This is a genomic window from Mesorhizobium ciceri biovar biserrulae (genome assembly GCF_001618845.1).
GTDB classification, from domain to species: domain Bacteria; phylum Pseudomonadota; class Alphaproteobacteria; order Rhizobiales; family Rhizobiaceae; genus Mesorhizobium; species Mesorhizobium ciceri.
The window spans coordinates 4,519,974-4,532,435 of the sequence record NZ_CP015064.1 but is presented as its reverse complement, the minus strand read 5'-3'; the positions used below and the strand labels follow the sequence as shown (position 1 = coordinate 4,532,435).

At 63.4% G+C, this 12,462-nt stretch carries 8 protein-coding genes, 1 tRNA gene and 1 pseudogene; 3 read left to right on the top strand and 7 right to left on the bottom strand.

Annotation, left to right across the window (positions count from 1 at the left end):
- Positions 1 to 122: 122 nt before the first annotated feature.
- The gene (locus tag A4R29_RS21290; protein ID WP_063172825.1) at positions 123 to 3,905 is read right to left on the bottom strand and encodes a PAS domain S-box protein; all 3,783 of its coding nucleotides are present in this window, start codon (positions 3,903 to 3,905) and stop codon (positions 123 to 125) included.
- A gap of 248 nt (positions 3,906 to 4,153) precedes the next feature.
- Here A4R29_RS21290 and A4R29_RS21285 point away from each other — a divergent pair, with 248 nt between their 5' ends.
- The gene (locus tag A4R29_RS21285) at positions 4,154 to 4,612 is read left to right on the top strand and encodes a phasin (RefSeq protein ID WP_013530255.1); all 459 of its coding nucleotides are present in this window, start codon (positions 4,154 to 4,156) and stop codon (positions 4,610 to 4,612) included.
- Between the two features lie 369 nt (positions 4,613 to 4,981).
- Positions 4,982 to 5,058, top strand: a tRNA-His gene (locus A4R29_RS21280).
- 413 nt (positions 5,059 to 5,471) lie between these two features.
- Here the strand turns inward: A4R29_RS21280 and lhgO are convergent.
- The 3 genes and pseudogenes from lhgO to A4R29_RS35090 form a co-directional block, all read right to left on the bottom strand.
- A complete protein-coding gene (lhgO, locus tag A4R29_RS21275) occupies positions 5,472 to 6,662 on the bottom strand; it encodes an L-2-hydroxyglutarate oxidase (RefSeq protein ID WP_198032110.1) in 1,191 nt (396 codons plus the stop codon).
- 26 nt (positions 6,663 to 6,688) lie between these two features.
- Positions 6,689 to 6,952, bottom strand: coding sequence for an ATP-binding cassette domain-containing protein (locus A4R29_RS35095; RefSeq protein WP_063172824.1), 264 nt, complete (start codon positions 6,950 to 6,952; stop codon positions 6,689 to 6,691).
- Between the two features lie 39 nt (positions 6,953 to 6,991).
- Positions 6,992 to 7,267 (bottom strand): annotated as a pseudogene (locus A4R29_RS35090) (hypothetical protein); the annotation flags it as partial.
- A gap of 190 nt (positions 7,268 to 7,457) precedes the next feature.
- Between A4R29_RS35090 and A4R29_RS21260 the strand changes: the two are divergent.
- Entirely contained in the window at positions 7,458 to 8,804 is a 1,347-nt protein-coding gene (locus A4R29_RS21260; protein ID WP_063172822.1) for an NAD(P)/FAD-dependent oxidoreductase, read from the top strand.
- Positions 8,805 to 8,860: 56 nt separating this feature from the next.
- Here A4R29_RS21260 and A4R29_RS21255 read toward each other — a convergent pair whose 3' ends face one another.
- From A4R29_RS21255 to A4R29_RS21245, 3 genes are read right to left on the bottom strand one after another with little or no spacing between them, the layout of a single operon-like run.
- Positions 8,861 to 10,132 (bottom strand): D-tagatose-bisphosphate aldolase, class II, non-catalytic subunit, encoded by a 1,272-nt coding sequence (locus A4R29_RS21255; protein ID WP_032808685.1) that lies wholly within the window; start codon positions 10,130 to 10,132, stop codon positions 8,861 to 8,863.
- Positions 10,132 to 11,118: a tagatose kinase gene (locus A4R29_RS21250; RefSeq protein WP_063170080.1), complete on the bottom strand. Its 987-nt coding sequence runs from the start codon at positions 11,116 to 11,118 to the stop codon at positions 10,132 to 10,134. Before A4R29_RS21250 ends, A4R29_RS21255 begins: the two co-directional genes overlap by 1 nt.
- Positions 11,119 to 11,155: 37 nt before the next feature.
- Positions 11,156 to 12,373, bottom strand: a complete 1,218-nt coding sequence (locus A4R29_RS21245) for an ROK family transcriptional regulator (RefSeq protein ID WP_063172821.1) — start codon at positions 12,371 to 12,373, stop codon at positions 11,156 to 11,158.
- Between the last annotated feature and the right edge of the window lie 89 nt (positions 12,374 to 12,462).

The window sequence follows — 12,462 nt, the reverse complement described above, 5'->3', positions numbered from 1 at the left end:
CCCGTTCCTCAGCCCCGAGGATCCGAATTCGCTCAAGCCCCCGTTGTGACAGCAATCCCATCTCTTAAGGCGCCTTTGGGCGCCTTTTTCTTTTTATCGGGATCGAAGCGTGGAGGGCTGATCTATTCCGCGAGCACACGGGTCGATGGAAAAGCGACCTCGACCAAGGTGCCTTCGCCCGGTGTCGAATTGATGGTGAACCGGGCACGGTTGGCTTCCACCATCGCTTTGGTCAAAGGCAGTCCAAGCCCGGTGCCGTCGCCGCGTCCGCGCTTCAGCGCGTTGATCTGCTTGAACGGCTTCAGCGCCTGCTCGATCTCGGCATGGCTCATGCCGATGCCGGTGTCGCGCACCCGCATGACGACGTCGCCCGACGTCTCATAGGCGGTCGAGACGATCACCTGGCCGCCGGCCTGGGTGTAGCGGATGGCATTCGACAGGATGTTGAGCGCGATCTGGCGCACGCTGCGCAGGTCCGCCACCACTTCCGGCAGCCGCGAAGCGAAGCTGGAGCGGATGATGACCCGTTCGCGGTTGGCCTGCGGCTGCATCATCGCCACCGTCTCGGCCAGCGTGTCGTTGAGCGACACCGCCTCATAGGCCATCTCCTGCTGGCCAGCCTCGATCTTGGAGATGTCGAGCAGGTCGTTGACCAGGTCGAGCACATGATTGCCCGAGCGGTTGATATCGCGCAGATAGTCGCGGTAGCGGTCGTTGGCGACAGGTCCGAACTTCTCGTCGACCATCAGTTCGGAAAAGCCGATGATGGCGTTGAGCGGGGTGCGGATCTCGTGGCTGATGCGGGCGAGGAAATCGGTCTTCTGCGAGGACGCGCGCTCGGCCACCGCACGTGCCTGCGTCAAGTCCTCTTCGGCCCGCTTCCACTGCGTGATATCGCGAACGACGGCGCAGAAGCCGCTGTCGTTGGGCAGCCGGCCGATGGTCATGAACAGCGGAATGAAGCGGCCTTGCGATTCGCGCCCGATAACCTCGCGGCCGTCGTTCATGACACTCGCCACGCCGGGCTCGGACAGTCCGTTGAGATAGTCGCGTGCCGCGCGCTGACTTTCGATGGCAAACAGCGAGGCGAACGGCTTGCCGGTCACATCGTCGCTGTCGAAGCCGAACAGTGCTTCGGCCGGCCGGCTGATCGATCGGATGGTGCCGTCACGGCCGATCAGCACGACGCCGTCGGTGGCGGTGTCGATAATGGTGCGCATCTCGGCGATGCGCGCCTTGAGCTCGGAAATATCCGGCTGCGTCTGCTCGTCGCCAACCACATGCAGGCTCGCCGGCGCATCATCCTCGCCGGAGCGTCGCACGACCAGCATCAGCGCCTTGCCGTCGCGCCAGGGGACAGAGCGCAAAATGGCCTCGATCGGGAATTCCTGTCCATCACGCGTCTTCAGCCGCAGCGCGCGATCGGTGCCGTCGGAAACGCCGTCGTCGGCATAGGGGTCGGCAAACAACGCGCCGAGGCCGCCGGCATCCGCCAGATCGTCGAGCGCCTCGTACCCGGTCAGGCTGAGGAATTCCTCGTTCGCATAGTGCAACTGGTCTCCGGAATGGATGAGCAGCGGCACGGGCAGCTTACCGAGCAGCGACGTGTCCGGGGCCTTGTGTTCATCTCCCGCGGAAAACGCCGACGGCACGAACCCTTCGGCCTTGAGCGGCGGAACCTGCAGGCGAGGGCGCTCGACGCGTATTTCCGCAGCGTCGCCTGCATTGACGGCCTGCGCGGCAACCGCCTGCTCGTCAGGCGATGCGGCTTCCTCGTCGGGCTGCGCCCAATCCTCGCTGTCTTCGGCATCGCGAAAATCTGCTGACGTCATGCTGTCGTCATCGAGGACATCATGTGTCGCGTCAGTGGCTTCAGGCTCTTCGCCGGGCGAAACCGCAGCGGTGTTCTCTGGTTCCGCCGCCACGGGGCCACGTTCGTCATCTTGGCCGGCATAGTCCAGCAACGAGCCCGTCACATTCATCCCAGGGGGGGCTTCACGAGCCGCTTCGTCCGGGTGACCGTCAAGCCGTGCCAGATCCTGCTCGTCTTCGGCATCGACATCGGTCTCGGATGGCTCGACCGGTTCGTTCTCTGGCCCTGACGCAGGGGTGCCGCCGGTGCGCATCGGGTCGTCGGACGCCTTGACCGGAGCCTCGGTCTCCGCTGCCGACGCCTCAGCAGTCTCAGTCTCTGGTGGCTCGACCGGAGCACTCTCCTTCTTCAGCCGCTCGCCGATTTCGCGGAAGGCGCTGCGTTCCAGGGTCGAGAGGCCCTTGTCGTTGGCTGGCTGGCGATGTTCGGCGAGCCGGATCACCTTGTCGGCAAAGCGCCGCTCCTGTTTCGGCACGATGGTCAGCGCCGGCACCTCGCCCTTGAACGGATCCGATGCCTGAGCGTCCTCGGCCCTGGGCTCCTCAGTGTTAGGCTGTTCGGGCGCGGGTTGGATGACTTGCGGTTCCGGCGTTGCCGGCGCCCGGCCATTGGGCACCAGCGCCATGCCGATGGCCTCCGGATCGACGACCGCGTCGCTGGCGCGGGCGACGCCGAAGCCGCGGAAACCCTCGAAGGCGCGGCTGCGCCCATAGACAGGCAGCGCCGCCAGGTCGACGGGTATCTTCAGATCGGTGCCGACGACCGGCCACAGCACGGAGCGTCCGGACCAGGTATCGCGCCGTTCGAGGAGCCCCGATATCTCGCCCGAGGGGTCGAGGCCGAATGTGGCGGCGACATCCCTGAAGCGTCGGCCAATCACGTCGGCCGCCGGCTTGCCGACGATGTCGGCGAATTCCGGCGACAGCGCGCTGAACTTGCCTTCGGCATCCGTGCGCCAGACGAAGCGCACCGGCGCCGCTGCGCGGTCTATCGCCGAGACGGTCGTCGGCGTGGCCGCGGAGGTGGACTGGACTTCCAGGGCCGCCGGCTCTTGAGGCGCTTCAGGTCCGGACGCAGCTGGTCGCGGCGCCTGTTCCCCTCCGTCCTCGCCGGCGTTGAAGTACCAATGGTCGTGTTGCGCCGGTGTGGGCTCTGCTGCCGCCTGATCGCTGTTGGCAGCCGTCGGCGCCTGCCCGATCGCGTCGGCGATCGCATGCGGCTGCGATGCGGCGACGTCCTCGGTCGGCAGTGCGGCGCCTGGTTCCTCGGTCGGTGTCTCGCCACCCTGTTCCGGCTGCGAAGCCGCATCGCCAGCTGGTGCCGCCTCGGCAATGGTTTGCGTGAGGTGTTCGCCCGCAGGGGCTGTGTCGTCGAGCTGGTCCTCGTCGATCACCACCAGCAGATGCCGCTCCTCGGTCAATCTTGCCAGACCTGCCGGGTAGGAGGCCGTGCCGCCCGGGACAAGGCGCTTGACAATGCGGTCGCTCTCGGCTGCGACGTCGGCAACCAGTGCTGCCAGCGTCTCCGGCAGGATGCCCAGTGCCGAAAATCCTTCCGAGGCCGCCTCGACGTTGCCCCTGGCATCGACAAAGGCGATGAAATGACCATCCTCGGTGAAGCCGCTAATGGCGCGCGCGGCGATTTCGCCGGCACTGCGTGACCCTGTCTGAGCCGCCGGCACTGCCAGCATGATCGCCTTCTCGGCGTCCGGCATGGTCACCGCACTGGCCAGGAAGCCGACGGCGCGGCTGGTCATGCCGGTCGCCAGCCGCACCATGATGGCGCGGTCACTGCCAATCTCGGGAAATCCGCTGGTCGCCATGATCTGGCGCCTGGCGATCACGGGCAACTGCGCCGAGGCGCCTATGATCGCCTCGATGTTGGGATAACCGAACATCGCGGCTCCTGGCCCATTGGCCCAGATCACCTGCTCCAGATCCGCCGACAGGATCGCGATCGCGTCGCCTGCGGCAAAGCGCTGGCGGACCGCGTCGAGCACGGCGACATCGAGGAAGGAATATTCGGACGGCATGCGCTTGGCGGACCTCACGGAGCGGCGATTTTGCAGTTAACGCTTTGTTAATAAAAGCCGGAGGCGCGAAGGTCCACAAGCCAGAACGTGCAAAGGCTGGAATCTGGGCTCTTGGTTAACGGCCCAAAAGAAATTTATGGTGCACTGCAACAAAGATATTGCAATGCACAAAATTTGCCTTTATATTGCCATCATACATGAACGAGACGGCTTTCTGTCAAAGCCGCTGCCGCTGAAAAGGATGGAAAATGTCCAGGACCAAGACCGCCGAGACGATCGAAAACGTTGAATTCCCGAGCTTCGACGCTTCCAAGGCGACTGACCAGATTCGCGCTTTCGCCGAAAAGGGCGTTGAGCAGTCGAAAGAGGCTTATGCCAAGCTGAAGACCGGCGCCGAGGAGACCCAGAAGGCTCTGGAGTCGACCTACGAGACCGCCAAGACCGTTTCCAACGACCTGTCGCTCAAGACCATCTCCGCTTTGCGTGCCAATGCCGAGGCCGGTTTTTCCCACCTCGAAGCCCTGATCGGCGCCAAGTCGCTGTCGGAAGTCGTCGAGCTGCAGACCGCCTTCCTGCGCAAGCGCGTCGAATCGACCGTCGAGCAGGCCAAGGACTTCCAGGCCGTTGCCTCCAAGGCCGCCGAGGACGTCTCCAAGCCGATCAAGACCGCCTTCGAGAAGGCGATGAAGGAAATCAAGGTTGCCTAACATTTGCGCATGATCTGAAGATGCAACAAAAGGTCGCATTTTCTTAAAAACGATCAGGTGTATGATGGCAGCCATCAAGGAATACCCGGTGAGTGGAACCTCCTCCCTCTGCTCCCCGGGGTGACCAGCCAGCACCTCCTCCCGCTGGCTCGTAACAGGAAAAGGCCGGCACCTCCTCCCGCCGGCCTTTTTCTTTGTCCGTCGCCTGGCCCTTGCCTGCGCCTTCTTGCCGGGCGAATGCCGCGCCGATGTTGGTAAGTGACCTTTGCTTTCCAAAAGCCTTGAATTAGAATCCATAAGCCCGTAAGGACGCATCGCCGAACGACAGAGCGGCGGATGAGTTTCTGTTTCGATCCGCTCAGGCAACGTGCCGTTGTAGCTCAGATGGTTAGAGCGCCGGATTGTGGATCCGGAGGTCGCTGGTTCGATCCCAGCCAACGGTACCATAAATAGCGACATAATTTCAAAGACTTAAAGGCTTCTGGTTAGCTGGGCTGGCTTGGGTGTCGGTGCGTCCTATGGACGTGTACCATTCTGGTGCCATAGGGAGGTCGTCCAGCTATGACGGTCAACAAAATGGCGGTTAGCCCGGAGCGAACCCTGCCAATGACGTCAGCCGTCGTTTCGCCTGAGATCTTTGCGCAGCCAAAAAAGCCGTCGTCCACACGGAACCTTTGCTTGCGGAAACCGCAGGCCAAGTTGCTACCCTCTCGCCGGGAGCGGCATTGCGGGCCTGGTGGTGCGCCGATCTGGTTCCGACGCAAAAGCTGCGTTGGCCGCGGCCGGTGCCCTAATTCCCTTCTTGGCCAAGACAGATACTCCAGCGTTCAGTTGGGCTCCAGTGCGTACCGCCTCATTTTCAGCAGCCCTGTATGAGGCGATCTCGAATCATCTCTGCAATCGGGATCGCCGAGGTGGCGGCGGGGGAAGGCGCGTTGCAGACGTGCAGCATGCGGTCCGTTTGTGCGAACAGGAAATCATGGATGAGGGCACCGTCCTTGCGCACGGCTTGTGCGCGGATGCCTGCTTCGTGCGGGAGCAGGTCGGCGAGCTCGAGGCTCGGACAGTATTTCCGGCACTCCTCCAGATAGCCTGGCTTCCAGAGCGAGTTGCGGAGTTCCGTTACCGCAGATCCGCGGTTGGCGAACACGGTTTTCCAGAAGCCGGGAAACAGCGCGTAGTCGGCCATGTCCGAAACATTGAACGAAAGCCGTGGATAGCCTTCGCGGGCAAAACCGATAACGGCATTCGGCCCGACCGTGACGCTGCCGTCGATCATCCGCGTCAGGTGCACGCCAAGGAAGGGCAGGGCTGGATCCGGGACGGGATAGATCAGATGGCGGACAATGTCGTTCTTCGATGCGGGAAGGCGATAGTATTCGCCGCGGAAGGGAACGATGCGATGCTCGATCGAAAGCCCGGCGAGCACGGCCAGCCGGTCTGATTGGAGACCGCCGCAGACCACCAGTTTTTTCGCCTGCCAGTTTTCGCCGGCCGACGCGATATCGACGGAATCGATGACTTCGCGAATGCCGGTGACGCGCGTCGACAGGCGGATCTCGCCGCCAAGCGCCCTGATGCGCCGCCCCATGGCTTGGCAGACATCGGCATAGCTGACGATGCCGGTCGAGGCCACGAAAAGCGCGCCGAGACCGCGGATGTTCGGTTCCCGCTCCTTCAATTCACCCTCGCTGACGCGCCGGACTTCGATCGTGTTCTGCTTCGAGCGTTCGTGGAGCGCCTCCATGCGCTGCACTTCGAGTGCGGAGGTGGCGACGAGCAGTTTGCCGCAGACATCGAAGCGGATGCCGTTCTCCTGGCAGAAGGCCTTGGTGGCATCCGCGCCCTTGCGGCAGAGCTCGGCCTTCAGGCTGCCTGGCGGATAGTAGATGCCGGCATGGATGACACCACTGTTGTGGCCGGTCTGGTGCTTGCCGAGAGCCTCCTCTTTTTCCAACAGGATCAGGCTGCAGCCGGGATATGTTTCCAGCAGCCGCATGGCCGTCGCCAGGCCGACGATGCCGCCGCCGATGACGCAGTAGTCGAAAATCATTGTTGTAGCCCTTGCCTGCCCGATTATGCGTGCGCCGTCTGACGATCGCCATAGCCGAAATAGGCCTCTTCCAGCGCATGCCCGTCGGCAAGCTCGCTTGCCGAACCCTCCAGCGCGTTATGGCCGTTGCGCGGCACGTAGACGCGGGAAGCGAGGTCGAGAATGCGAGCGGTGGACCGTTCGACGACGAGCAGGGTCAGCCCGCTGGCGTTAAGCTGGCGGAGGCTTTCGTAGACCTGGTCGATCACCAGCGGCGCAAGGCCAAGCGACGGTTCATCGACCATCATCAGCGACGGGCGCTGCAGGATGGCGCGGGCGATGGCAAGCTGCTGCTGCTCGCCGCCGGAAAGGTGGCCGGCAACGCCGCGGTAGCGGGTCCTGAGGATCGGAAGATTTCCAGAACCCGTTCCAGATCGGCGGCCGCTTCGGCCTTGTCCTTGCGGATCATGCCGCCGAGCAGCAGGTTTTCCCGCACCGTCAGTGTCCGGAAGATACTGCGGCCTTCCGGCACCAGTGCCAGGCCCTTCCGGCATAGCTTTTCCGGCGCCTGGCCGGCGATCGACTCGCTGTTGAAGGCAAGCGTGCCCCCCGGTCGGCGCCATGAGCCCGGAAATTGATTTCAGAAGCGTGGATTTGCCAGACCCGCGATCTGGCCTCGTCGTTCCCGGCAAGCAGCAGCTGACGATCAATCTCCTCGCGTGGTATCGACATCTCACGGCGGCCAGATATCGCTGCCCTGATATCAAGTGCGTAGACCGGACGCCGCTGCGGAATACCAAAGGATAGTGCTCTTTGACAATCTTGCCCTTCACCGAAGCCACCCCGATCCAGTTCCAGCAGCCCCTGCCGAGGACCTCGGACGTCGTGATCATCGGCGGCGGGGTCATTGGCGTGACCACGGCACTGTTCCTGGCGCGGCGGAACGTCTCGGTGACGCTGCTGGAAAAGGGACGCATCGCCGCCGAGCAATCCTCGCGCAACTGGGGCTGGATCCGGCAGCAGGGCCGCGATGCCGACGAACTGCCGATCGTCATCGAAGCGCAGCGCCTCTGGCGGCAACTGGCGCAGGAATGTGGCGAGGACATAGGACTGAAGCAGACGGGCGTTACCTATCTTGCGCGAACAGACAAGGAGATGGCCGGTTTCGCGAAATTCCTGAAGATCGCCCAGGCTCATGGCGTCGACACGCGTCTCCTCGACCAGAGTGAGCTGGCAAGCCTGATCCCGGCCATGTCGCGACTGTTCAAAGGCGCAATGATCACTCCATCGGACATGCGGGCAGAACCTTGGGTCGCCGTGCCCGCGCTTGCTCGCCTGGCGGCCCGCGAAGGCGCGACGATCATCGAGAATTGCGCGGCACGTATGCTCGACATCTCCGCGGGACGCATCAGTGGCGTCTGGACCGAGAAGGGGCTCATCGCGGCCTCGAGCGTCCTCGTCGCCAGCGGCGCGTGGACGTCGCTGTTCCTGCGCGCCCACGGCATCTCGATTCCGCAGCTCAGCGTCAGGGCGACCGTCGCTGCGACAGCGCCGATGGCGGAAATCCACGCCGGTGCCGCCGCGGACGAACGCATCGCTTTCCGGCGCAGGCAGGATGGCGGGTACACGCTCGCATCGGGAGGCAGCAGCCAACTCTACATAGGGCCGGACGCATTTCGCCATGCAGGCAAATATGTCAGCGCCCTGATGGCCAATCCGTTCGGCACACGCTACCTGCCGGCCGCGCCGCGAGGCTACCCGGACGGCTGGTCGACCCCGCGCAGATGGAACGCGGATGAAGAAAGCCCTTTCGAACGGATGCGCGTCCTCAATCCGGCTCCCGAGACGTCGGCGCTCCGCGCCATCGACGGCGGGTTCAGGGAGCTTTTCCCTCAGTTCACGACCGTACCGCTCAAGGCGAGCTGGGCGGGCATGATCGATGCGATGCCTGATGTCGTGCCCATCGTCGATCGCGCCGCTGCGTTCCCAGGCCTCGTTGTCGCGACCGGGATGAGCGGCCACGGCTTCGGCATAGGACCCGGAATGGGCCGCATCCTGTCCGATTTGATCCAGGGCAACGAGACCGGGCACAATCTCCACAGGTTCCGTCAATCCCGTTTCAGCGACGGCAGCCCGATCCGATTGGGACCATCGCTGTAAGTATTTCTGCGGCCCGCCAGCCCATCCGCTCTGGCCTTGAAGAACCGGACGAGGGCTCAGGTGCCGCATGCCCGGGCGTAGATCTCGATGCTTCGCTGGACGTGATCGATCGCGATCTCTTCGACGTCGCAGGCTCGGTCGGCCCAAGCGAGCGCCGAAGGCAGGTGCTGGAGAAACAGCGTCACCGGCACCTTGCGGCCCTTCAACGCGTCGAAGAGCCGGTCGCAGGCGGCACGGGCTTGCGGGGTCGCCCAATAATATCGGATGCGATCGGAATAGGAGTAGTGGCGCAGCGTCCGCTTGTCGGCGTCGCTGCCATGATAGTGGCTTGCCCAGTTCTTGGGCGCGGCTTGCATCAGCTCTTCCATGGCGTGGTAAAGCGGCCGCTGGCCATAGAAAGGCACCAGATCGGAAGCGATCAGATCGAGCGCGTAAAGCGCCTCGCGCAGTTTGAAGGTCAGCTCGGGGCCGACCTTGAGGATAGCGAAGCCGTCCTCGACGAGTTCACGCAGCGGCCTCTCACCCTGGTAGTCCGTCGAATGCGCTTCGAAAATGAGCGACGGCAATGTGTTCAGAGTTGCCGCCAGATCGCTGGCCTTGGTCCGATCGTAAAAAATCACATTCTGGTTGCCGAACTCCACGCCCGGCTGCACGACAAGCCCGATGACGCGGGAAAACGCGCTTTCAAGCCCGGCGGCCTGGAATGCTTTGGCGTGAATGGCATGTGTCTGGCGAGCCGCCTCCGGACTGGTCGGGGTGATCGCATCCAAAGCGTGATCGGCGCCACCGGGAGGCGGCACCTCCGTCCCGATGATGTAGACCGGGCTTGCCCCGCCGCTCTGCGCGGCCGCCTGTTCCGCGACGCCCGCCATTCTGGCTGCGCGCTCGGCCACCGTATGGTCGTCTAGCGTCGCCGGTTCATCACCCGCGCAGCCCATCGATGCATCGAGATGGATCTTGCGGAAGCCGGCGCGGACATAAGCATCGACCATTGTCCCGGCCTGCGCCATCGCCTCCTCGGCGGGCCGGTCTTTCCAGGGATTGGGACCGAGATGATCCCCGCCAAGCACGATCAGCTCTGTCGGGCACTGCTCGACTGCCGCGAGCGCTTTCACCATCGCCGCGAAATCGGACGGCGTCATGCCCGTATAGCCGCCCAGATGATTGACCTGGTTGCACGTCGCTTCGATCAGGACGGTGGTGCCCGTGTCCCGGCCGTGCCGCAGTGCGGCTTTCAGCACCAGGGGGTGCGCCGAGCACACCGAGGTCACCCCGATTTTCTTTCCTTCCCTGTGCAGGCCCGGCACATCTTCGATCGCCACACGCATCAGCTTCTTCTCGCCGTTCTTGCCATGAAATCTTCCAGTTCGGCCCGCGTGCCGGCTCCCTCCATGGGGCCGAGGCGTGTGACGTTGCGCGCCCCTGCCGCATTGGCGAATTCGAGCGAAGTCCGCAGCGGCATCCCCAACCGCCGGCATGCGACATAGGCTCCGCCGAAACAGTCGCCGGCGCCGGTGGGGTCCGTTTCCTCGACGATGAGGCCGGGACAATCGGCACTGGCGCCCGTGCTTTGACGGGCTGACGCGCCATGTTCGCCACGCTTCACGGCGATCTCCTTGACCCCTCGTTTGAACAGCGCCTCGATTGCGCGTTCCTCGCCATCCATGCCGGCGGCCAGGAACAATTCATTGCCCGACGGCAGCAGCAGGTCCGCTTTGTCCACCAGGCTCGCGAATTTCTCCTCGGTCTGGCCGTGCGCCAGCAATTCTTTGCGCAGGTTCGGATCGAGCGACATGGTGCCGCCGCGTGCCTTGATCAGCGGGATCGCGCGTTCGGTGATCGCCCAGGCCGCGGGGCTTGCGAACACCGTTCCCATGACGTGGATATGCCCGCAACGCGCGATCAGCGCCTCGACCTGCGGGGTCCATTCCAGTCGAGCGGCGGCGGATTTGGCGATGTTGTAGACGAAATCGCGGCTTCCGTCCGTGCGGTAGCGGACAAAGGCGCTGCCCGTCGGATAATCCGCGGAAACAGCGATGGCGGAAGTGTCTACGCCGTCTCGCTTCAGGCGCTCCATGTTGACCGCGCCGAAATCGTCGTCGCCCACCACGCCCACCATTGCCGCCGCTCCGCCCATACGCGCGCATTGATCGATGAAGATGGCGGGCGCGCCGCTCGGAAAGGGACCAATGAGGTCGATCGGTTCCCGGAAACCGGTGCCTGTCTGCCTCGCGACGATCTCTACCAGGATTTCTCCAATCGTCACGGTTGGCCCGAGCGAGTCCGGTGCAAGCGTTTGGGGGAGGTCGTTCATCAAGCGTCCGATCCTGGGTGTGGTGTCGTTTGCGGTTTCACGACGCCGAGGCGTCTGGACCGGAAACCGCGTCCTTGTTGAGCATCTGGTTGTCGAGCGACATGAAGCGTTGATGCATCATGCAAGCGGCTCCGAAGGCAGCTCCATAGATGGCGCTCTCGTTGAAAACGATCTCGGGGATAGGAAAGGTCGCGGCCTGGAGCTCGCGGATATGCGCGTCGACCCGTGCGGCGACCAATGGATACAATTCCGCGACGGACCCGCCCAGCACGATGCGGTTCGGGTCGATCAGCCGCGAGATCTGCACGACTGCAAATGCGAACAAGACAGCCCATTCTTCGGCGAGCTGCACCGCTTGAGGAACACGATCGCGGACGTCACGCAGGAACAAGTCCAAGTCGGCGTCCGGCCTGTACTGGCGATAGGATGACAGGATGCGGTCGCGCCCGAAGGCCTGCTCCAGATTCCGGTATGTCGGGTTCCGTGTCTTGAGGTGGCCGACTTCTCCGGCCAGGCCATTGCCGCCGCGGAACAACTTGCCGTCGATCACAATTCCGCCACCGACACCGTTCTCGATGACCATGAAGAAGGTGACGCCGCTCGCCGCTTCCGGCTGGCTGTATGTGATGCCGATGCCGAATGCGTTGCCGTCATTTTCCGCGGATACCGGGATCTCGGCCGGAAGAAGGCTGCGGGCAAGGCCTGTGAGATCGACATTGCGCCACCCCAGGATCGGTGCGACGTGGATGAAACCATCCTGGTTCATTTGTCCGGGCACCGCGATGCCGATGCCCTGACATCGCGCCAGGCTATCCTTCCGCATCTCGAGAAACACCTGTTCGATCGCCATGTGGACCGCGGCCTCCGGATCGCTGTCGTGTCCTTCGAAGCGCGTCATGGCGCTGCGAACGATCTTGCCCGCGAGATCGATCTCGACGCATGTCATATGTTCGACACCGATCTCTATGCCGGCGAAGAAAACGGCTTCAGGCACGATTTCCACGAGGATACCCGGTCTTCCGGCCCTGGGCTGGCCCGCCGGATTCGCGATATCGTTCTCCGCTACTTCGCGAACGAGTCCGGCCTCGACCAACTCCAGGACGATATTGCCGGCGGACGAGCGGTTGACCCCCATATGCCTGGCGAGATCGGCCCGGCTCAAAGGGCCGAAGCGGTGGAGCGCGTTCAGCGTCGCTACCGAATTGCTCTGGCGGATCCTGCGAGGCGAGCTGCTGGCGAAGGTTACATGGTTCATGGCGGACTCCGCATGTTCGTTCCCAGCCTATACTTCACCCGAGCTTGTTTTTCCTCCGGCAACGCAAAGTCCTCAAAAGAATGAACCGC